Here is a 22,023-nt window from a genome sequence, read left to right as displayed (position 1 = left end):
TGGTCGGGGTAAGGGGATTCGAACTCCTGACATCCTGCTCCCAAAGCAGGCGCGCTACCGGACTGCGCTATACCCCGATACAGCTACATATTGAAATCTGGCTCCACGACCTGGACTCGAACCAGGGACCCAGTGATTAACAGTCACTTGCTCTACCAACTGAGCTATCGCGGAACGTATCGATTTCAGATGCAACTTTTGCAACTTACTGCTCTGAACTAACGCGCTGTTAACTTGTTAATTCAGCCTCTTCGATGTGTTTGCATCGCTGCGTTCACGTCTCTGAGGCGCGCTATTCTACAATTTTAAAAAGAGGTGTCAACCCCTTAAATTGCTTTTAAGACAATGATTTGCGATTTTTTTTCAGATGGCCTTTCGGCCCTCGCAAATCCATCAATCAGCAGCGCCAGGCTCACCTGCAATAACCCATCGCTGGCGAGCCTGAACTGCAGACCCCATCAGTTGAAGACGATTTCGTCGTCGACCACTGTGCCGGTGACGCTGGAGCCGGGCATGAAACCACCCGACAGAATCAACTGCGCCAGTGGGTTCTCGATCCAGCGCTGGATAGCACGCTTGAGCGGACGAGCACCGTAAACCGGGTCGTAACCCACCGCGATGAGTTTATCCATCGCCTCGGGGCTCAGCTCCAGTTTCAGTTCGCGTTCGGTCAGACGGCTGCGCAGGCGAGCCAGCTGAATATCCGTAATGCCGGCAATCTGGTCGCGGGCCAGAGGTTCGAAGATCACCACTTCGTCGATACGGTTCAGGAACTCCGGCCGGAAGTGATTGCTTACCGCATCCATCACCGCCGCGCGCTGTGCTTCGCGATCCCCGGAAAGCTCGATGATCTGCGCCGAGCCCAGGTTGGAGGTCATGACGATCACGGTATTGCGGAAGTCCACTGTACGACCATGGCTGTCAGTCAGGCGACCGTCTTCCAGCACCTGCAGCAAGATGTTGAACACATCCGGATGCGCCTTCTCCACTTCGTCCAGCAAGATCACGGAGTAAGGCTTGCGACGCACCGCCTCGGTGAGATAACCGCCTTCTTCATAACCTACATAGCCTGGTGGTGCACCAATCAGTCGAGCCACGGAATGTTTCTCCATGAACTCGGACATATCGATACGCACCATGGCTTCTTCAGTGTCGAACAGGAACTCCGCCAGCGCCTTGCACAGCTCGGTCTTACCAACACCGGTTGGGCCGAGGAACATGAACGAACCACTTGGGCGATTCGGATCAGACAAACCGGCACGAGAGCGACGTACCGCGTTGGAAACAGCAACCACCGCTTCGTTCTGACCAATCACGCGCTGGTGCAGCAGGCTTTCCATACGCAGGAGCTTGTCGCGCTCACCTTCGAGCATCTTCGACACAGGGATCCCGGTCCACTTGGAGACGACTTCGGCGATCTCCTCTTCAGTCACTTTACTGCGCAGCAACTGATTCTCAGGCTTGCCATGCTGGTCGACCATTTGCAGGCTGCGCTCCAGGTCGGGAATGATCCCGTACTGCAATTCAGCCATGCGATTCAGGTCGCCACGCCGACGAGCTGCTTCCAGCTCCTGACGCGATTGTTCGATCTTCTGCTGAATCTGCGCAGAGCCGGTGACCTCGGCTTTTTCCGAGGTCCAGATTTCTTCCAGATCAGCGTATTCACGATCCAGGCGGACGATTTCTTCCTGAAGTTTTTCCAGACGTTTGATCGCAGCTTCGTCGTCTTCTTTCTTTAATGCCTGGGATTCAACCTTCAGCTGGATCAGACGGCGTTCAAGACGGTCGAGCACTTCCGGCTTGGAGTCGATTTCCATACGAATACGGCTGGCCGCTTCGTCGATCAGGTCAATGGCCTTGTCCGGCAACTGCCGATCGGTGATGTAACGGTGGCTCAGCTTGGCGGCCGCAATGATCGCGCCGTCAGTGATCGCCACTTTGTGGTGAACCTCGTAGCGTTCCTTCAAGCCACGCAGGATCGCGATGGTGTCTTCTTCACTCGGCTCATCCACCAGCACTTTCTGGAAGCGCCGCTCAAGGGCCGCGTCCTTCTCTATATATTGGCGGTACTCGTTAAGCGTGGTCGCACCGACACAATGCAACTCGCCACGCGCCAACGCAGGCTTGAGCATGTTGCCCGCATCCATGGAGCCTTCGCCTTTACCGGCGCCGACCATGGTGTGCAGTTCGTCGATGAACAGGATGATCTGGCCGTCCTGTTTGGACAGCTCATTGAGCAGCGATTTCAGGCGCTCCTCGAACTCACCCCGAAACTTGGCACCGGCGATCAGTGCGCCCATGTCCAGAGACAGCAAGCGCTTGCCTTTGAGGCCATCCGGCACTTCACCATTAATGATGCGCTGAGCAAGACCTTCAGCGATGGCAGTTTTACCCACGCCAGGTTCGCCGATCAGCACCGGGTTGTTCTTGGTGCGGCGTTGCAGCACTTGGATCGTCCGACGGATTTCGTCGTCACGGCCGATCACTGGATCGAGCTTGCCTTCTTCGGCGCGCTTGGTGAGGTCGACGGTGTATTTATCCAGAGCCTGGCGCGACTCTTCGACATTGGGGTCGTTGACTGCCGAGCCGCCGCGCAGGTTGCTGATGGCATTTTCCAGCGCTTTCTTGCTGACACCCTGGCCGAGCAGCAATTTGCCCAGCTTGCTGTTTTCGTCCATGGCCGCCAGCAAGACCAACTCGCTGGAGATGAACTGGTCGCCCTTCTGCTGCGCCAGACGATCTGCCTGATTAAGCAAACGCGCCAGATCCTGGGACATATTCACGTCGCCCGTCGGGTTCTGGATTTTCGGCAATTGGTCGAGCTCTTTGCTCAATTCTTTACGCAGGCTGTTGATGTCGAAGCCCACCTGCAGCAGCAGTGGCTTGATGGTGCCGCCCTGTTGATCAAGCAACGCCTGCATCAAGTGCGCAGACTCGATGGCCGGATGGTCAAGACCTACCGCCAGGGATTGGGAATCGGATAACGCTAACTGTAATTTGCTGGTCAATCTATCGATACGCATTAGTCACCTTCCTATATAAGCAGGCCGGAGCAAATAAACACACCTATGAAAAAAACCTGCTGGATGCCCACTACATGCGGGCAATTGCGTGAGATTCAAGCTGAAATTGATTGACGCAGATCAGCAATCCAGTGAGACGTCTGAACGATAGCCTCATGAATGAATTCCCGCACGGGGACCGTGCCGGTAGGAGCGAACTTGTTCGCGAGATTGGGCGGCAGGCGACGTTTATCTATCGGCTGCACCCTTTTTCGCGAACAAGTTCGCTCCTACCTGACTGGATCTATCCAGATCAGCGAAGCAAAGCGACCGTTGCGAGCGTTCTGGCGGTAGGAATAGAAGCGAGGATCAGTGAAGGTATCGAAGCCACCGCCATAAACAGCAGTGATTCCGTGGGCCGCCAGTCGCAAGCGAGCAAGGGCGTAGATGTCGGCCATGAACCGGCCAGGATTTTTGCTGGGTATAAAAGCAGCGTCAGTTTGCGGATGCGTGCTTATAAAAGCCTCACGAACTTCCCCACCCACTTCAAAGGAAGGCTGGCCAATGGCAGGGCCAAGCCAGACCATGATGTCCTCAGGGGCCACTTGCAGACTGTCGGCTGCTGCCTCCAGCACACCGGCGGCCAGACCACGCCAACCGGCGTGAGCAGCCGCCACACGCGTACCGGCCCGATCACAGAAAAGAGCAGGCAGGCAATCGGCGGTCATGATGGTACAGGCAATGCCCGGCGTTGCAGTCCAGCTGGCGTCAGCCTCGACCACTTGGGTCGGGTCGGCCTCAGCAACCACCACGCCATGCACTTGCTTGAGCCAGGCAGCCTGAATATTCAGCTCCGAGGTCAGACGCAGGCGATTGGCAGCGACGGCTTGCGGATCATCATCAACATGATCGCCCAGATTGAAACTGTCGAACGGCGCCAGACTGACGCCGCCGTTACGGGTTGTGACGCAGGACTTGATCCCCGCAGGCGCGGGCCAGTCGGGAATCAGCCAGTCACTCACCCGATGAACGCCTCGCGATCCTGCTTGAGCAGCGACAGCAGCCAGACGAAATCGTCAGGCAGCGGCGATTCCCAGCTCATGCGCTTACCGGTGGTCGGATGATCCAGCTCCAGGAAACGCGCATGAAGCGCCTGACGCGGGAAGGTTTTCAACGAGTCGACCATGGTCACACTGGCGGCTGGCGGAATGCGGAAACGACCGCCGTAAGCCTGATCACCCACCAACGGGTAGTTGATGTGGGCCATGTGCACACGAATCTGGTGGGTACGGCCGGTTTCCAGCTTGACCCGCACATGGGTGTGGGACCGGAAACGCTCAAGCACGCGGTAATGACTCACCGCCTGCTTGCCGCCTTCCATGACCGCCATGCGCTGACGTTGCTGACCGTGGCGGCCAATCGGCGCGTCGATCTTGCCACCGGCCGTGACAACACCGATCACGATGCACTCGTAAATGCGGCTCACGGTACGGCTTTGCAACTGAGTGACGAGCTGGGTCTGTGCCTGAATCGTCTTGGCGACCACCATCAGACCGGTGGTGTCCTTGTCGAGACGGTGCACGATACCGGCGCGCGGCACATTGATAATGTCCGGCACGTGGTGCAGCAAGGCATTGAGCAGCGTGCCATCAGCGTGACCGGCAGCGGGATGCACCACCAGACCGGCAGGCTTGTTGATGACCAGGATCTGATCGTCTTCATAGACGATATCGAGTTCGATGTCCTGAGCGAGCCATTCTCCCTGGGCCTCCTGCTCTGCAATCAATTGCAGGACAGCACCACCGTGTACGATGTCACGGGGGCGCAAGACGCCTCCGTCAACCGTCAGACGGCCGTCCTTGATCCAGGCAGAAAGGCGCGAGCGAGAGTGCTCAGCGAATAATTGTGCGGCGACTTGATCGAGGCGTTGACCGCCCAATTCGGACGGCACCTCTGCGCGAAGTTCTATATTTTCGGACATGGCCAGACTAGGTGGCGGCTAGCCTTTGGTTTCGGCAGCGCGCTTGTGGTTAAATACGGCGTCTTTTGCCCCGGGGGTTCCGCGGGGTGCTCATCATAACAGGACGGTCACGCCCAAGACAGCGACCGTTATAGGGACGCAAGCCGCCATGCAAGTGAAACACCTGCTGCTGATAGCCATCCTCGCACTCACCGCTGCCTGCTCGTCGAAGGAAGTGATTGACGAAAACCTGAGCGAAGTCGAGCTGTACCAGCAGGCGCAGGCCGACCTGGGTAACAACAGCTATTCGACTGCCACAGAAAAGCTCAAGGCGCTGGAGTCGCGTTATCCATTCGGTCGCTATGCTGATCAGGCACAGCTCGAACTGATTTACGCGAACTACAAGAACGGTGAGCCGGAAGCTGCGAAATCCGCTGCCGAACGCTTTATCCGCCTGCACCCGCAGCACCCGAACGTCGACTACGCCTATTACATGAAAGGCCTGACTTCGTTCGACCAGGACGTTGGCCTGCTGGCGCGCTTCCTGCCGCTGGACCAGACCAAACGTGACCCGGGTGCCGCGCGTGACTCGTTCAACGAGTTCGCGCAACTGACCAGTCGCTACCCGAACAGCCGCTATTCGCCGGATGCCAAGCAGCGCATGATTTATCTGCGCAACCTGCTGGCCTCCTACGAAATCCACGTTGCCGACTACTACCTGACTCGTCAGGCTTATGTCGCTGCCGCCAACCGTGGCCGTTACGTGATCGAAAACTTCCAGGAAACCCCATCCGTGGGTGATGGCCTGGCGGTGATGGTCGAGTCCTATCAGCGTCTGCATCTGGACGATCTGGCGGCTACCAGCCTGGAAGTGCTCAAGGCTAACTACCCGAACCATCCACAACTGGTTGACGGTCAGTTCGTACCGCGTGAAGCCGAAGCGGACAACCGCTCGTGGCTGTCCAAGGCAACTTTGGGCCTGATCGAAAGCAATCCGCCGCTGCCGCCGGGTGAAACCCGCGCCAACCAGGACGTGATCAAGCAGTACGAAGACGCCAAGCAAGCCATCCCGCGTGAGCTGCTGCCGGAAAATCAGGAAGAGCTCGACGAGCAGGAACGCGATGCGAAAGGCGAAAAAGACCGCTCGTGGTTCAGCTACATGACGTTTGGTATGTTTGACTGATACCAGCGTTAACAAGAAAGAGGCCTGCGGGCCTCTTTTTTTGCGCCCCGATGTTGAGTGTTCTGTAGGAGTTCACCCCGGTGTCCCTGACACTACGCTGTAGCGCAGCAAACATGTGACCTGTAGGAGCTGCCGAAGGCTGCGATGGCGGTGTGTCCGGAGAAACGCTTCGCAGCCTTCGGCAGCTCCTACAGAAAATGCATTCCCATTGAAGGATTACAGTCTGATGGACAATGACCAACTTGCAGGAGAGACGACTTCCCGGCTAAAGCCAGTCCTGCGGGCTGAAGCTATTCCAATAGCCTCTGCTTCGCTACACTGCCAAATCTCCAATCACTAAGCTGGAAATCATGATTCGCTTAATTATGTGGGTCGCGCTGATCGCGGCGGTTGTGTGGTTCGTCAAGCGTCTGCTCAACCCGCCTGCCCCACGTCGCAGAGCTCCGCCCTCTGAAGGCGTGGCAGCACCGATGGTCCGCTGCGCTCAATGCGGTGTGCATTTGCCTCAGGATCGCGCCCTCAATCAGGGGCAGCAATGGTATTGCAGTGAGGCACATCGTCTGGAAGGCCCGGCGACTCGTGATCGCTGAGTCACACTGATTTATGACGGAATGATCGTGCCCGCGAGGCGTTGTGCCTGACACAGCGCCTCGCGAACAACTCACTTGTGGAACACAGCTACCCTGCCCTCCGGCGCATAGGGTGCCGCATCAATCACCGGCTCGCGCCCAATCAGCAGGTCTGCCAGCAACTGGCAGGATGCGGGCGCCAACACCAGGCCGTTACGGTAATGGCCACAGTTGAGCCATAGGCCTTCAAAGCCCTGCACTGGGCCAATATAGGGAATACCTTCAGGCGAGCCCGGACGCAGACCAGCCCAGTGCCCCACCACCTGAGCATCCGCCAACGCGGGAAGCAGCTCCACCGCAGAAGCCTTGAGGCTTTCCAGCGCCACATCGGTTGGGGTTTTGTCGAAGCCCTCGTGCTCCAGGGTACTCCCCACCAGGATATGCCCGTCACGCCTAGGGATCGCATATCGCCCCTTGGCCAGCACCATACTCGGTAGAAAATCCGACGCGCACTTGTACAGAATCATCTGGCCTTTGACCGGCTCAACCGGCAGTTCAAGGCCAAGGGTCTTGAGCAACTCTCCGCTCCAGGCACCTGCCGCAAGAACCACCTGATCCCCGAAAATATCCCCGGATGACGTGCTCACGCCCACCACCCGATAACCTTGACGGACAAAGCCAGTCACCGCACTTTGCTCATGGACAGTGACATTAGGCAGCGTCAGTAATGCCGCTTTCAGGGATTTGACCAATCGCGGATTGCGCACATTGGCAACGTTGGCCATGTAGATCGCACGCTCATAACCCTCGCCCAGCACGGGCACAGCGTCGTGAACCGCCGAGATATCCACAGCGCTGAGCGGTCGCGCCTCTCGGACTGCCCACTCCAACGCTTGCTGCTCGTCATCCAGATCCAGCCAATACAAACCGGTGGTGTGCACCTCGGGATCGACCCCGGTCTGTGCAAACAGACGCTCCGCCAGTTGTGGATAGAAATCCTGCGACCAGTGCGCCAATGCTGTGACTGCGGGGCTATAGCGCCACGGGTAGAGCGGGGAAACAATGCCACCGCCCGCCCACGACGCTTCTTGCCCGACACCGGAACGGTCCACAAGAATGACCTGATCAACTTCGGATGCGAGGTTGAAAGCGGTCAACAAACCGATCACACCACCGCCAACAATCACAACCTGCTGCCTGGACATCTTGTTCTCGTTCAAAAGAATTGGGGGATCAGCGGCCCCAGCAGTCTTTGCGAGTGACACCGCTGGCGGCACCTTCGTTATCGAATTTACCGGTATTGGTAATCGTAAACACACCACACTTGTCATTGGCCATCATATCTTTGCCTGTAGCCGATAGCTTGAAATCGGCGGCATTCAGCGTTGGTACGATGTTGTAGTAGCTATTCCCACCCGAAACAGTAGCTCCAACATAAGTAGCGACAGGGGTCGCTCGTGAGTAATAGCGCTCCAGCGCCTGGACCTGCTCAGTCAACAAACTCGCAATTTCCGCCCTGTGGGTCCGCCTCACATATTCCGTGTAACTGGGATAAGCGATGGCCGCCAGAATACCCACAATCGCTACGACAATCATGAGTTCGATCAAGGTAAAGCCTGTTGATCTGCTTCGCATACACCGTATTCCTTACTGTATTTGCCGCCACATGATGCGCTGATAGGCGCTGCCACCTTTTTCCGGTAAATAGAGCGGAGCGCCGCTGGAGTCGATCAGATATTTGGTGTCATTGAAAGGGCCAGTCACGACGGCTCCCGACCTGATAACCCCGGTACCGGTATACCTTCCCGCTACTTTGGTATCACTTGCGTCGATCCTGCCATCACCGTTGGTGTCAAGAACCTGATAATTGAGCATGCCGCCCTTGGCGGGGTCCAGCTCAAACAGGCGTGAAGTCCCGGTAGCTTCGCAGGGATCGTCTGAGTTAACGGCTGCTGTGGTAAAGACGACTCGCCCACGGGTGGTAAATGCCGGATAGATAACTCGCTCCCCCACCAAAGGCGCAGTGGTGGCCAGGGGCAGATACCAGCCTTTTTTGACAGCCCAGTCCACATCATTGCTGGAGGTGGTGTAGTAAGTAGCATTGCTACCGTTGACAGTGCCTGTAATGCTCTGCGCTTGCAGGCCGCTCTGCACGATTCCACCGACGCCGTTGTCCGAATCCCAGATGGCGTAGAACGCCTGCTGCCCTGTCGTCACCTTATCAGCGACTTCGCTGAATTTGCCGGTGCCGAAATAAACCATCATCCCGTTGATGGGGTGATACAACAACATTGGTTGCACAGTGATGGGTTGTGCCGCCCCACCGGGTGCAGTGAACAGCGGCTTGTTAGCCAATGCCACTCCCCAGCCGGTTGCAGCAGCACTGCTCAGATCGAACTTCCACAAACGTCCTTTCAAGTCACCCGCATAAGCAGCCTGCACAACGTTCTGCGCGTTGACCCGCAACTTGACCGACGAGAGGCCGTTATCGGTTTCACCGGTCTGGGCAGGGATAGGAATTTCCTTTATCAATGCGCCGGTCGCCGCGTTGAGCACAAATAAAGAGGCATTGCCGGTAAAGCTTCCGTAGCCGTTACCTATGACGACAATACCAGTGCCGTTGGCCATACGCGCCATATCAGGCTTGGAGTAGGCATACCCCAGATTGTTGAACTGATTGTTTGGCGTCGACGTATCAGGCGCTTTAACCTCCCACAATGCCCCTACTGTGTTACTGCTACCCTTGAACAAACTCACCGCAAAATAAGCTTTGCCACCCGCGCCAGTTCCGCCGTATGCCACGGTCCCCCATGAAGTATCAAGCTGGGTGTCAAAAACTGATATCTCGCCATCAACGGTAAACTTGTGCACGCCTGAGCCGTAGTTTGTGGAGGCTATAGTCGACAGCGAAGCCAGCGCAGTTGACGGCATATACGCGTAGCGTCTGACCCCGGTGTCGGGGTTAATGACGTTGAAGAAGCCATCATTGGTATTCACCAAGAGGTTGTAATTCATGTTGGCGGCTTTGGCAGCCAGATACGTCGCGTACGAAAAATTACCGGTCAGGTCGGCTGAGGTTTTTTCGGTTGGCAGTGCAGCAGCAAGAGGCGAGTTGACAATATCGCCCAAGAGCCGTGTTCGTGTGCGCAACTTTGCATTAGCGGTACCTTGAGTCCAGGCGATAAGCTGTGTTCCGGTTACACCTGTCGGCAAGTTGGCATCAAGGATAGCTTTTTGCGGCGTTGAGAAGTTGGCGTAAGCCAGGGTGATCTTTGCCAGAGTCGAGGTATTCCACGACTCGAAAAGCGCCCCTGGATTGGTGCTGGTGATTTGTGAGTCAGTGCTCCACGTGGGTGTAGTTTGCTGAGCGCCTGTCGTTGCATCAAGATTGTAAGCCTTGATGGTGCCGTGCCAATCCGTCGGGTCATAAAGCGTCTGATAGAAGCTCGTACTGGAGGTCAGTGTAGTGGAATTCGCAGCACCACCTCCGCCAGAACCGACCTTGGCATAAATATCACTCAAGGCCAGATTGAGCGCGGCGGTGAGTCCAGCACTGTCATTGGTTTGATAGTAAGTACCATGCCCATGATTATTATCAGCGGCGTCAATCAGCATCTGGGCATTCAGGGTAAAGCCGACGGTATAAGTACTCATGTTCTGCTGATTAAAGCCAGTGGTGTCCCAGCTTTTACCGGTCAGGTCAGTGCCGTTAGATGCTTTACGCATATCAATGTCATATGCGAATTTCGCCACGTCATCCAGGTAAAGAGTATCACCTTCGCCGTCACCGCCCGGGCCATCATTGGCGGCGTTTAAATCCCAGTTTGGCAAAGATCGCGAGCTATCGGCAACGTCATCCGGATCATCAGTCGGAAAAGTTCTGTCATAGGTGGGCAAACCATCAGTGATGACGACCCCGTAGTTCTTTTGGCACCTGTATTGAATCGGGCTGGTGTAGGTCGTCTGTGCGCTGGGGTAATACGAAGTCATTCCGCGAAAATAGCGGGTTATCTCATAGTAGGTTTCAGCCAGTGGCGTATTGGCTGAAGGCGTCAGCGCTGCGATAGCGTTCTTCAGATTAGTGATATTGGTATTGGCTTGCGCCTGACTAACACCATTCGGCTGATAAACTGTTGCTGTCACCGGTGAGAGGTCAGTGATCATTCTGGAAATACGCCCACCGGGGCCCAGGTCGTTGTTGTTGGGCTCATTGAACTGCGCCAGCCCGATCCGCAACGATGTATTGTTGGTCACCAGATTGGTTGCAACGGTTTTCGCCACGTTCATCCGGTAGTCATTGGGGATGCTGCCGTTGGTGTAATCCTTGTAATACACAATCACCAGCCCAATGCCGAGGACCGATACCCTGATAGGCTGGACGGAATCAATCAACCAGGACAAATAGTTGGCTGTGTAGCGAGTGAGTCCGTTACCTGCTGGATCCGGCAAGTCCAGACAATAGGTAATGCCACTGCGGCGAATCGGCACTCCACCTAGTATGCAATTCAGCGAAATCCCGAGGATGACGCCGCGACTGTTAATATCTCCCAGAGTTAACGTCTCATCTCCGGAAATGGTGGTCTCGAAGGGACATATAACGATAACCCCGATGGCGTTCACGCACTGAGTTGAAAAATAACTGACATCTGTGCGCTTTACCGTCGGGTCAAAAGCCGACGACCAGATAATGTTGTACATACTCCCCGAGTTATCCACCAGCAACATCAAATTCGGCGGCACGGCGGGCGAACTCAGCAACGGCACTTGCGCGGGCGTGAATGCATAAGCAGGGGCTGCCAGATACAACGCCAGTAAAGCGCCATACAAAACTTTCAGAAAACGGCCCGGCAAATTAGCAATAGGCATAAATACTCTCCAATACCGTTCTCGACACCCCCTGGAGGATGCTTGCTGTAACGCGATAAAGCGTAACTGAAGCCCCGGCAGAACAGGTGGGTGGCAGAATGATTGGCGCTTTTGTCGGACCAATATTCTGAATGACGTAAAAACCGCCGGCCTCCGCTACCCAAGGGACACCAGCAGAACTGTTGCTCACCTGAGTAACAGTCGTTGAATCGGTGGGGGGCGCGCAAGTCGTGGTACTCGTGCAAGCCGCTAGCGAATAGCCCGACTTCTGAATCTGTGATTCGCCCACTCGCAAGATCGCTTCCGCCGCCTGAAAGGATTTGTTGCGCACGCCTACACTACCCGCCATTTTTTCCTGCAAAGTGGCGTTCTGCATCGACGAGACGCCGATCAAAGTCAGCAGGAGCAAAAAGACCAGGCTGACCAGCAGCACCATGCCTTTCTGCTGCGAGGGGAATCCTGACGAGGCAACCCGCGATCTTCTATTCATGGCAATTCTCATCAGAACCGGTTACGCAGGGCGGCAACGACGTTATAGGTTTGATTACGCACTTTGCCCGCTGGATCAGATAACGTCAGGGTCAGGCGCACACTGCGAATACTGGATGCCAAAGCGGAGCTGTTGATAACCCCGGTATAGGACATTGGTGATCCGGTGATACCAAAATCTACGGTGAATCGACTTACATTGCTTATGAGTGGTTGCGCTGAGTCGCTGCCATTACCGACTTTCACTCTCAGATCAGTGCCGTTCAGGGTGTAAATGATCTTACGGATAGGGAAACTGGTTTCTCCAACACCTGCTGCCCGGACGCCGCTATAGAGCCGGGCGAAGCTTCTGCAATCCGAAATAATAGTCCAGGTAGGTTCGTTACCCGACGTGCCTACGTCTGCGGTGATCAGTGTGAGCGTGTTGGTGGCGTTATCCCAAAGAATCGGGTTAATGAGATCATCAGGCTTTGCAATTGCGGGGGCAACAGCAGGTACTTCAAAATTGAGGCAGCCATACATCCCGGTCATGCGAATTTCCTGCACCAACTTGCTGAGAGCAAAACGCGCATCTTCCTGCATACGTGCCGCAGCGTCCTGTGACTGATACGTGCCCTTGGAGGCAATAAATATCTGCACGATCCCCATGCTCACGATCAGGCCCAAGACCATTGCAACCATGATCTCGATCAGGCCAAATCCTCGGGCGCACCTTTTCATGGTGTCACCACATCGCCGAAACCGATTTGCGAACTCAGCACAAACTGTTGCGGATTGGTCGCGCCTGTCGTTTTGCCCAGCGAGTTGTCACTTGCTGCCGCGGCACGGGTGTCATCCCATGTGACGGTGATCTTCACTAAGGGTTTATTAATCTCAATCTTGCTATTAGCGCCTGCTGTACCCGCGAAATTAGTGATATTGGCACTAAAGTCGGCCAGATCCTGAGAGACCGCGTTATTCATATTGCCTACAGGTGCCGCTGCCAGTGAGGCCAAGGTATAACTGGCCAAAACGTTGGCCCCATTGTTAGTTGCATTCCCGTCAACATTGGCCCGAATACGATCCATCATGTCATAGGCAATGAAGCTCGCCTGACTGGTCATAGCCGAGCTGTCGGTATACCTCAGGGCGTTCAGCTGGATGGCCGCAGCCCCCAAGAGGCCGATGCCCAATATCAACACCGACACCAACACCTCGATCAGCGTCATGCCGATCTGGCTGCCTTTTCTTCCCTTACCCATTGCAATTTCCACTCGAAACAATTCGGCCGTTCAAGCATACATACACCGTCTTGGTGATCGCTGTGCCTAGTGTGTAAGTCATTGCAACCGCCGTGGCCGGGGCCGAAAGGCCGCCGAGGTTATTGAACTCGATCAGGGTGACATTCGGGACCGCAAGTGCAGCGCCGCTACTCATTGGAGCCGTTACACGTAACGCAGCGTCGCTTGATTGATTCGATGAAAGCACCACTTTGAGAGCGGTATTCCAGCCGGCACCGTCGACGTTGGGCCGCACCTGAACATTCACTCCACGGTTTATCGACTCAAGCCGCGCATAGTTGAGCGCGCGCTGAAGGTCACTGACTTCGGTATCAGCCTTTGAACTCTGTATCGAGCTATTGAAACTGGGAATGGCGATAGCCGCGAGTATCCCAACCAACGACACAGTGATTAACAATTCGACGAGGGTGAACCCCTTGGATCGCTGGGTCATTGAGTGTCTCCTAGACGTTACGACTATAGGACAGCATCCCCGCCTGAAACTGTAAACAAGGATGTACGGTAGTTTGACAGGGACGAATGCCCGCATGGCATCCAAATGAGAATTTCCAGGGAGGGAAATGTATGAAACACGCAGGTTTCACGATCATTGAGCTGGCAGTGACGATGCTGGTCGTCGGAATAGTTGTCACCCTCACCGCTCCGGCTTTCAGTGAATTCCTGATGAGTCAGCGCCGCATTGATGCCGCGCAACAACTGGCCAGCGGGATACGCACAGCACGCACGGAAGCGATTTTACGAAGTCAGCCTGTGGTGATCCGGGCGATTGATAAGGATTGGAGCAAGGGCTGGCAGATCGTTGTGGACCCGAAAGGCAGCGAAGATGATCTGGTGCTGACGGAGCGCACTCGAAGCGGGAAAGTGCCTATTTTTGGAAATTTTCATTTCGTCAGGCAAATTCGCTTTAGCGCGCTGGGTGTTCCAGCAGGTAATGGCTTTGTTGCAGGAAAGTTGTTCGTTTGTGACACAAAAAAAGCCGTAAGCCACCACGCGGTGGTGATGGCCAAAACCGGCAGGGTCCAAATTGAGAGTGAAACGAAGACAGAAGAGCTTTGCGGTTAATTCATCTGAATCGGGTCCTACCGACTTCCACCGGCAAACGCATTTTCCGTAGGAGCTGCCGAAGGCTGCGAGGCATTTAACCTGGCATACCGCGATCGCAGCCTTCGGCAGCTCCTACAGTGTGTGTTTGCCGGATTACAACAACGACTTGACCCGCAGTTCCTTGGGCATCGAGAAGGTCACGTTCTCTTCGCGGCCAGCCAGCTCGTCAGCACCGGTCGCGCCCCAGGCGTGCAGTTGCTGGATCACGCCACGCACCAGCACTTCCGGCGCGGAAGCACCTGCGGTGATGCCGATGCGCCCGACGCCATCGAACCAGGCACGTTGCATGTCTTCAGCGCCATCGATCAGATAGGCCGGGGTTGCCATGCGCTCGGCCAGCTCACGCAGCCGGTTGGAGTTCGAGCTGTTCGGACTGCCAACGACCAATACCACGTCGCACTCGTCGGCCAACTGCTTGACCGCATCCTGCCGGTTTTGAGTGGCGTAGCAAATGTCATCCTTGCGCGGCCCGCCAATCGCCGGGAATCGCGTGCGCAGGGCATCAATAACGCGGCTGGTGTCGTCCATGGACAACGTAGTCTGGGTCACGAACGCCAGGGCTTCAGGATTACGCACCTGCAGGTTGGCGACGTCCTCTTCATCCTCGACCAGATAGATCGCACCACCGTTGCTGGCATCGTACTGCCCCATGGTGCCTTCAACTTCCGGATGCCCCTGGTGGCCTATCAGAATGCATTCGCGACCGTCGCGGCTATAACGTGCGACTTCGATGTGAACCTTGGTCACCAGCGGACACGTCGCATCGAACACTTTCAGGCCACGACCCGACGCTTCAGTACGTACGGCTTGTGAAACACCATGGGCACTGAAGATCACGATTACGTCGTCAGGTACTTGATCCAGCTCTTCGACGAAGATCGCGCCACGAGCGCGCAGGTCTTCGACAACGAATTTGTTATGAACCACTTCATGGCGCACATAGATCGGCGGGCCAAACACTTCCAGGGCGCGATTGACGATTTCGATCGCACGATCCACTCCAGCGCAGAAGCCGCGGGGGTTGGCGAGTTTGATTTGCATGGGGGGCCTCGTGTCTACGTGCGAAACAGCCCGGCCGTAGCAGGCCGGGCTCAGGTTCAAGCGTGCTTAAAGCGCCTTGACCTCGAAGATTTCCACTTCGAAGCTCAGGGTCTTGCCCGCCAGCGGGTGATTGAAGTCGATGGTCACTTGCGCGTCATCGAAAGCTTTCACCACACCCGGCAGCTCAGTATTGGCCGCATCATTGAAGATCACCAGCAAGCCTTCCGACAGCTCCATGTCCTGGAACTGCGAACGCGGGATGATCTGTACGTTTTGCGGGTTCGGCTGACCAAAGGCATTTTCCGGCAGAACCTGCACAGTGCGCTTGTCTCCAGCCTTGAAACCGAACAGCGCCGCTTCAAAACCAGGCAGCAGGTTGCCGTCACCCACCTTGAACGTGGCCGGAGCCTTGTCAAAGGTGCTGTCGACTGTTTCGCCGTTCTCCAGGCGCAAAGCAAAATGCAGAGTGACTTCCGTGTTCTGACCGATGCGTTGCTCGGTCAATAACTGTTCAGTCATTAACGGTTTCTCCGGTTTTTTTGCTCTTGAACATGTCCAGCGCCAGCATGATCGCACCAACAGTAATGGCGCTGTCAGCGATATTGAATGCCGGGAAGCCGTGCTCTTTCCAATGAACAAAAATGAAATCGATGACGTGACCGATAGCGACACGGTCGTACAAGTTGCCGAGCGCGCCGCCCAGTATCAATGCCAGAGCAATGGCCAGCCAGGTGTCATCACGCCCTAAACGTTTGAGCCAGACCACCAGCACCACACTGACCACGACGGCGATCAGGGCGAACAGCCAGCGCTGCCAGCCCGAGCTGTCGGCCAGGAAGCTGAACGCCGCGCCAGTGTTGTAAGCGAGCATCCAGCTGAAGTAGTCAGGGATGATCACGATTTGCTCGTACAACTCCAGGCGGTGCTCGAAGTAGTACTTGGTGGCCTGGTCAACGACCAGGACCAACAGGCTCAACCAGAGCCAGGCCAGACGTCCATAACCTGTATTAGGCATAGTGACGAACCTCGCCTGCACCGCTGATATTGTCTACGCAACGGCCGCAGATTTCCGGGTGCTCAGGGTTCACACCCACGTCAGCACGGTGATGCCAGCAACGGGCGCACTTGGCATGACCGGACTTGACCACCTTGAGCTTCAGACCCGCCACTTCGGTCACTACCGCATCGGCTGGAGCATCGAGCAATGGCGCGACGCTGGCCGTGGAGGTGATCAGCACAAAGCGCAGTTCGTTGCTCAGTTTCGACAGGTCCGCGACCAGTGCGTCTTCAGCATACAGAGTCACTTCGGCCTGCAGGTTGCCGCCAATCGCCTTGGCTGCACGCAGGTTTTCCATTTCCTTGTTGACCGCGACCTTCACCGCCATGATCCGCTCCCAATAGGCGCGGTCCAGCTCGAAGTCAGCCGGCATCTCGCTCAGCCCCTGGTACCAGGTGTTGAGCATGACCGATTCGTTACGCTCGCCCGGCAGGAACTGCCACAGCTCGTCAGCAGTGAATGCCAGGATCGGCGCGATCCAGCGCACCAGCGCTTCGGAGATATGGAACAACGCGGTCTGGCAGGAGCGACGTGCAGTGCTGTCCGCGGCCGTGGTGTATTGGCGGTCCTTGATGATGTCCAGATAGAAACCACCCAACTCCTGCACGCAGAAGTTGTGGATCTTGGAATACACGTTCCAGAAACGGTATTCGCCGTAATGCTCTTCCAGCTCGCGTTGCAGCAGCAAGGCCCGGTCTACCGCCCAGCGATCCAGCGCCAGCATTTCTTCCGGCGGCAGGATATCGGTCGCCGGATTGAAACCGCTCAGGTTAGAGAGCAGGAAGCGGGCAGTGTTGCGGATACGGCGGTAGGCATCAGCGCTGCGTTGCAGGATCTGATCGGAAACAGCCATTTCACCAGAGTAGTCGGTCGCCGACACCCACAGACGCATGATATCTGCGCCCAGCGAATCATTGACCTTCTGCGGCGCCACAACGTTGTTCAGCGACTTGGACATCTTGCGACCGTTTTCGTCGACGACAAAGCCGTGGGTCAGCAATTCGCGGTAAGGCGCGTGGTCGTCCAGCATGCAGCCGGTCAACAACGACGAATGGAACCAGCCACGGTGTTGGTCGGAACCTTCAAGGTACAGGTCGGCGCGTGGACCGGTCTCATGACCCATCGGGTGTGAACCGCGCAGCACGTGCCAATGCGTAGTACCGGAGTCGAACCAGACGTCCAGCGTGTCGGAAATCTTGTCGTACTTCGACGCTTCGTCACCCAACAGCTCCGCGGCGTCCAGCTTGAACCAGGCTTCGATGCCTTCTTTCTCGACGCGTTGGGCGACTTCTTCCATCAACTCAACGGTACGCGGGTGAAGATCACCGCTTTCCTTGTGCAGGAAGAACGGGATCGGCACGCCCCAGTTACGCTGACGCGAAATGCACCAGTCAGGACGGTTGGCGATCATTGAGTGCAGGCGCGCCTGACCCCATGCCGGAACGAACTGGGTGTCTTCGATAGCCTTGACCGCGCGCTCACGCAGGGTGTCGCCGGACTCAGGCTGTTTGTCCATGCCCACGAACCATTGCGCGGTAGCGCGATAGATCAGCGGCGACTTGTGACGCCAGCAGTGCATGTAGCTGTGCGTGATGGTTTCGGTGTCCATCAAGCTGCCGACTTCGGCCAGTTTGTCGATGATTGCCTGGTTGGCCTTGAAGATGAACTGGCCACCGAAGAACTCCAGCGACTCAACATACACACCGTTGCTTTGCACCGGGCTGATGATTTCATCGTTGGTCAAACCATAACTTTTGCTGATCACGAAGTCGTCGACGCCATAAGCAGGCGAGCAGTGAACGACGCCCGTGCCAGCGCCCAGCTCGACGTAATCAGCCAGGTAGACTGGCGACAGGCGGTCGTAGAATGGGTGACGGAAGTTGATCAACTCCAGCGCAGCACCGCTCGCAGTGGCGATAACCGAGCCTTCCAGCTTGTAACGGGTCAGGCAGCTTTCAACCAGCTCTGCGGCCAGCACCAGCAGCCTGTCGCCAACATCAACCAGCGCGTATTCGAACTCGGGATGAACGTTCAGCGCCTGGTTGGCCGGGATGGTCCACGGGGTGGTGGTCCAGATCACGATGGCCGCAGGTTTGCTCAATGCATCCAGACCGAATGCCTTGGCCAGCTTCTCTTCGTCAGCGATCGGGAACGCCACGTCGATGGTCGAGGATTTTTTATCCTGATATTCAACTTCTGCTTCAGCCAGAGCCGAACCGCAGTCGAAGCACCAGTTCACGGGCTTGAGGCCCTTGAACACGAAGCCACCTTTGACCATTTCCGCCAGCGCCCGGATTTCGCCGGCTTCGTTGGTGAAGTTCATGGTCAGGTAGGGATTGCTCCAGTCGCCCAGAACACCCAGGCGAATGAACTCGGACTTTTGCCCTTCAATCTGCTCGGAAGCATAAGCGCGGCACAGCTCGCGAGTCTTGTCCGCAGACAGGTTCTTGCCGTGAGTCACTTCAACTTTGTGCTCGATCGGCAGACCGTGGCAGTCCCAACCCGGAACATAAGGCGCGTCGAAACCCGAAAGCGTTTTCGAGCGCAGGATCATGTCCTTGAGAATCTTGTTAACGGCGTGACCGATATGAATAGAGCCGTTGGCGTAAGGAGGACCGTCGTGCAGAACGAACTTCGGACGATCCTTGCCAATTTCGCGCAGCTTCTGGTACAGGCCAATGCTGTCCCAGCGCTGCAGAGTTTGCGGCTCGCGCTGGGGCAGGCCGGCCTTCATTGGGAAGGCGGTGTCCGGAAGGTTTAGCGTGGCTTTGTAGTCGGTCATTTCAGGCTCTTGATTAGCGGTTAGCCATGCCAATGGGCACGGGCGGCGGCGACGTCCGCATTGATTGCCGTCTTGAGCGCCTCCAGGGAGGCGAAACGCTGCTCATCACGCAGCTTATGGTGGAAAGCCACCGTCAAACGCCGGTCGTAAAGATCACCGGCAAAGTCCAGAAGATGTACTTCAAGGTGGGCACTGCCATCACCTGCCACGGTCGGACGCACGCCAATATTGGCGACGCCCGGCCAGGTCTTGCCATCAATGCTTGCACTGACCAGATAAACCCCGGTCAGCGGCACACGACGCCGTTTGAGCTGCACGTTGGCGGTGGGAGTGCCCAACTGCCGAGCCAGCTTCTGGCCGTGCAGGATACGTCCGGTAATCCGGAACGGTCGCCCGAGCATGCGCTCGGCCAAAGCGAAATCCGCCACGGCCAGGGCATTACGCACCTTGGTACTGCTGACGCGAACGCCATCGATTTCGACGGTCTGCGCCGCCTCAACCGTAAAACCACGGGCATCGCCCGCTTGTTGCAGGAAGTCGAAGTCTCCCATTCGGTCGCAACCGAAACGGAAATCATCGCCTACCTCAAGATGTTGGATGCCGAGCCCGTCGATCAATATCGTATCGACAAATTCTGCCGCGCTGAGCTTACTAAAGCGCTGATTGAACGCCAGACACAACACCCGATCAACGCCCTCGGCCTCCAGCAGCTCCAGCTTGTCACGCAAGCGTGCGAGACGGGCCGGAGCAGTGGCCGGAGCAAAGAACTCACGCGGCTGCGGCTCGAAAATCACCACACAGCTGGGCACTCCCAACTCGACCGCACGTTCACGCAAGCGAGCCAGGATAGCCTGGTGGCCCCGGTGAACACCGTCAAAGTTGCCAATGGTGGCGACGCAGCCCCGATGCTGGGGGCGAAGATTATGGAGGCCTCGAACCAGCTGCATAACGCACTTCTTGCTCATAAAGTGGCCGATTATAACCACACACAGCCCCGGACGACAGGAACACGCCAAGGCAAAACAATAGTCATCGCTCCACGACGGGAAAAACCGACGACTCCCCGTTACAACTATTGCTTACAGTACTGCGCTGCGGGCGAAATCCTTGAGGCGAAAACCCAATAGCAACAGGGTCGCGAAATAAGCCACAACCCCAGCCGCCACCAGCCCGCCGAGACGAATGAAGCGCTCAAGCATCTGCCCGTCGCTCCAGGCCGGCATCACATGCATCAGACCAAGCAGCACGCCAGACATCACCCCGACCGCCAGACACAGCTTAAAGAGAAACTTCGTCCATCCTGGCTGCGGCTGAAACAGATCCTGCTTGCGCAACTGCCAGAACAAAAGCATCGCATTAATGCAGGCGCCAACGCTGATCGCCAAGGCCAGACCGGCATGCTGCAGCGGTACGATAAAAACCAGGTTAAGCAGTTGAGTGACAATAAGGGTGAAAATCGCGATTTTCACCGGGGTGCGAATATTTTGTTGGGCGTAAAACCCCGGTGCGAGCACTTTAATCACAATGATGCCCAGCAAACCCACCGAGTAAGCGATCAGCGCCCGCTGGGTCATGGCCGCATCCACCGCGTCGAATTTACCGTATTGAAACAGGGAAACGGTCAACGGTTCAGCCAGAATCCCCAGCGCCAGCGTGCACGGCAGGACCAGCACAAAACACAGGCGCAGACCCCAGTCGAGAATCCGCGAATATTCCTGACGGTCCTTGCTGGCATAGGTTTTCGACAGGATCGGCAGAAGAATAGTACCCAGCGCCACACCCAGCACACCGGACGGCAACTCCATCAAACGGTCGGCGTAGTACATCCAGGAGACTGAACCGGCGACAAGGAACGAGGCAAATATCGTATTGATAATCAGAGAAATCTGACTGACCGATACGCCAAGGATGGCAGGCAGCATCTGCTTCATTACCCGCCATACACCGGTGTCATGCAGATTCAAACGCGGCAGTACCAGCATGCCGATCTTTTTCAGGTGCGGCAGTTGATAGAGCAGTTGCAAAAGCCCCCCGACCAGAACCGCCCAGCCCAGCGCCATTACCGGAGGGTCAAAATAAGGCGTGAGGAACAGGGCGAAAAAAATCATGCTGACGTTGAGCAGCGTTGGCACGAAGGCCGGGACCGAAAAGCGGTTCCAGGTATTGAGAATCGCGCCCGCCAGCGACGACAGGGAAATCAGCAATATATAAGGAAAGGTCACGCGCAACAGGTCAGTGGTCAGCGCGAATTTTTCCGGCGTATCGACAAAACCCGGCGCAGTGGCCCAAATCACCCAAGGCGCAGCGATAATCCCCAGCAGCGTGACCAACGCCAGGACCAGCGTCAGGAGCCCGGTGACATACGCGACAAACGTGCGCGTCGCCTCCTCGCCTTGCTGGCTTTTATATTCCGCCAGAATCGGCACGAAGGCCTGAGAGAACGCACCTTCAGCGAAAATCCGGCGCAGCAGATTCGGCAATTTGAAAGCAATAAAGAAGGCATCCGTCGCCATTCCCGCGCCAAATGTGCGCGCAATAATAGTGTCTCGAACGAAGCCCAACACCCGGGAAAGCATGGTGATAGAGCTGACGGCAGCCAACGATTTGAGTAGGTTCATTGAAGAATTTAGCGCCTTGGCTAAAGGACAGGGCGATAAACCTGTCCATTTATGCGATACTCCGCGCCGCAA

19 protein-coding genes and 2 tRNA genes are annotated in these 22,023 nt (G+C 56.4%); 3 read left to right on the top strand and 18 right to left on the bottom strand.

Translation table 11 applies throughout. From position 1 onward, the window contains the following. From RX972_RS23575 to rluD, 5 genes are all read right to left on the bottom strand, one after another. A tRNA-Pro gene (locus RX972_RS23575) sits at positions 1-77 on the bottom strand. A 21-nt stretch (positions 78-98) separates the two neighbouring features. Then, positions 99-174, bottom strand: a tRNA-Asn gene (locus RX972_RS23570). Between the two features lie 284 nt (positions 175-458). Continuing rightward, complete coding sequence (gene clpB / locus RX972_RS23565) at positions 459-3,023, bottom strand: ATP-dependent chaperone ClpB (protein ID WP_099271005.1); 2,565 nt, start codon at positions 3,021-3,023, stop codon at positions 459-461. A gap of 269 nt (positions 3,024-3,292) precedes the next feature. Continuing rightward, positions 3,293-4,024 (bottom strand): peptidoglycan editing factor PgeF, encoded by a 732-nt coding sequence (gene pgeF / locus RX972_RS23560; protein WP_316879093.1) that lies wholly within the window; start codon positions 4,022-4,024, stop codon positions 3,293-3,295. Next, positions 4,021-4,983 (bottom strand): 23S rRNA pseudouridine(1911/1915/1917) synthase RluD, encoded by a 963-nt coding sequence (gene rluD, locus RX972_RS23555; RefSeq protein WP_087272735.1) that lies wholly within the window; start codon positions 4,981-4,983, stop codon positions 4,021-4,023. Before rluD ends, pgeF begins: the two co-directional genes overlap by 4 nt. A 148-nt stretch (positions 4,984-5,131) precedes the next feature. On the opposite strand from rluD, the gene RX972_RS23550 reads away from it, so the two are divergent. Together RX972_RS23550 and RX972_RS23545 are read left to right on the top strand one after the other, a co-directional pair. Beyond that, positions 5,132-6,145 (top strand): outer membrane protein assembly factor BamD, encoded by a 1,014-nt coding sequence (locus RX972_RS23550; RefSeq protein WP_316879088.1) that lies wholly within the window; start codon positions 5,132-5,134, stop codon positions 6,143-6,145. A 350-nt stretch (positions 6,146-6,495) separates the two neighbouring features. Next, positions 6,496-6,735 (top strand): PP0621 family protein, encoded by a 240-nt coding sequence (locus tag RX972_RS23545; RefSeq protein WP_316879086.1) that lies wholly within the window; start codon positions 6,496-6,498, stop codon positions 6,733-6,735. Between the two features lie 71 nt (positions 6,736-6,806). Here the strand turns inward: RX972_RS23545 and thiO are convergent, their stop codons facing one another. The 7 genes from thiO to RX972_RS23510 are packed head-to-tail and all read right to left on the bottom strand — an operon-like array spanning position 6,807 to position 13,782. Then, complete coding sequence (thiO, locus tag RX972_RS23540; RefSeq protein ID WP_316879084.1) at positions 6,807-7,919, bottom strand: glycine oxidase ThiO; 1,113 nt, start codon at positions 7,917-7,919, stop codon at positions 6,807-6,809. A gap of 28 nt (positions 7,920-7,947) precedes the next feature. Next, entirely contained in the window at positions 7,948-8,349 is a 402-nt protein-coding gene (locus RX972_RS23535) for a type IV pilin protein (RefSeq protein ID WP_316879082.1), read from the bottom strand. 12 nt (positions 8,350-8,361) lie between these two features. Beyond that, positions 8,362-11,580, bottom strand: a complete 3,219-nt coding sequence (locus RX972_RS23530; protein ID WP_316879080.1) for a pilus assembly protein — start codon at positions 11,578-11,580, stop codon at positions 8,362-8,364. Continuing rightward, positions 11,567-12,070, bottom strand: a complete 504-nt coding sequence (locus RX972_RS23525) for a PilX N-terminal domain-containing pilus assembly protein (protein WP_316879078.1) — start codon at positions 12,068-12,070, stop codon at positions 11,567-11,569. The genes RX972_RS23530 and RX972_RS23525 overlap by 14 nt, the downstream gene beginning before the upstream one ends. A gap of 11 nt (positions 12,071-12,081) precedes the next feature. Continuing rightward, positions 12,082-12,789: a PilW family protein gene (locus RX972_RS23520; RefSeq protein WP_316879076.1), complete on the bottom strand. Its 708-nt coding sequence runs from the start codon at positions 12,787-12,789 to the stop codon at positions 12,082-12,084. Beyond that, positions 12,786-13,310, bottom strand: coding sequence for a type IV pilus modification protein PilV (gene pilV / locus RX972_RS23515; RefSeq protein ID WP_316879074.1), 525 nt, complete (start codon positions 13,308-13,310; stop codon positions 12,786-12,788). The genes RX972_RS23520 and pilV overlap by 4 nt, the downstream gene beginning before the upstream one ends. Further along, entirely contained in the window at positions 13,303-13,782 is a 480-nt protein-coding gene (locus RX972_RS23510; RefSeq protein WP_027899719.1) for a GspH/FimT family pseudopilin, read from the bottom strand. Before RX972_RS23510 ends, pilV begins: the two co-directional genes overlap by 8 nt. 131 nt (positions 13,783-13,913) lie before the next feature. Here RX972_RS23510 and RX972_RS23505 point away from each other — a divergent pair, with 131 nt between their 5' ends. Next, a complete protein-coding gene (locus RX972_RS23505) occupies positions 13,914-14,411 on the top strand; it encodes a GspH/FimT family protein (protein ID WP_316879069.1) in 498 nt (165 codons plus the stop codon). Positions 14,412-14,546: 135 nt separating this feature from the next. On the opposite strand, the gene ispH is transcribed toward RX972_RS23505, so the two are convergent. The 6 genes from ispH to murJ all read right to left on the bottom strand — a co-directional run bounded on the left by ispH (position 14,547) and on the right by murJ (position 21,951). Beyond that, positions 14,547-15,494: a 4-hydroxy-3-methylbut-2-enyl diphosphate reductase gene (ispH, locus tag RX972_RS23500; RefSeq protein WP_027899717.1), complete on the bottom strand. Its 948-nt coding sequence runs from the start codon at positions 15,492-15,494 to the stop codon at positions 14,547-14,549. 66 nt (positions 15,495-15,560) lie between these two features. Beyond that, the gene (locus RX972_RS23495) at positions 15,561-16,013 is read right to left on the bottom strand and encodes a peptidylprolyl isomerase (protein ID WP_027899716.1); all 453 of its coding nucleotides are present in this window, start codon (positions 16,011-16,013) and stop codon (positions 15,561-15,563) included. Continuing rightward, positions 16,006-16,509 carry a signal peptidase II gene (gene lspA, locus RX972_RS23490; RefSeq protein ID WP_027899715.1) on the bottom strand — a complete coding sequence of 168 codons (504 nt, stop codon included), beginning with the start codon at positions 16,507-16,509 and terminating at the stop codon, positions 16,006-16,008. Before lspA ends, RX972_RS23495 begins: the two co-directional genes overlap by 8 nt. Beyond that, on the bottom strand, positions 16,502-19,333 hold the full coding sequence (gene ileS / locus RX972_RS23485; RefSeq protein ID WP_231677343.1) for an isoleucine--tRNA ligase: 2,832 nt from the start codon (positions 19,331-19,333) through the stop codon (positions 16,502-16,504). The genes lspA and ileS overlap by 8 nt, the downstream gene beginning before the upstream one ends. 20 nt (positions 19,334-19,353) lie before the next feature. Further along, positions 19,354-20,280, bottom strand: coding sequence for a bifunctional riboflavin kinase/FAD synthetase (gene ribF, locus RX972_RS23480; protein ID WP_027899713.1), 927 nt, complete (start codon positions 20,278-20,280; stop codon positions 19,354-19,356). Positions 20,281-20,412: 132 nt separating this feature from the next. Beyond that, positions 20,413-21,951 (bottom strand): murein biosynthesis integral membrane protein MurJ, encoded by a 1,539-nt coding sequence (gene murJ, locus RX972_RS23475; protein ID WP_027899712.1) that lies wholly within the window; start codon positions 21,949-21,951, stop codon positions 20,413-20,415. Positions 21,952-22,023 lie beyond the last annotated feature (72 nt).

Source organism: Pseudomonas syringae group sp. J309-1 (genome assembly GCF_032582135.1).
Classification (GTDB): Bacteria; Pseudomonadota; Gammaproteobacteria; order Pseudomonadales; family Pseudomonadaceae; genus Aquipseudomonas; species Aquipseudomonas quasicaspiana.
This window is presented reverse-complemented; position numbering and strand designations above follow the sequence as displayed.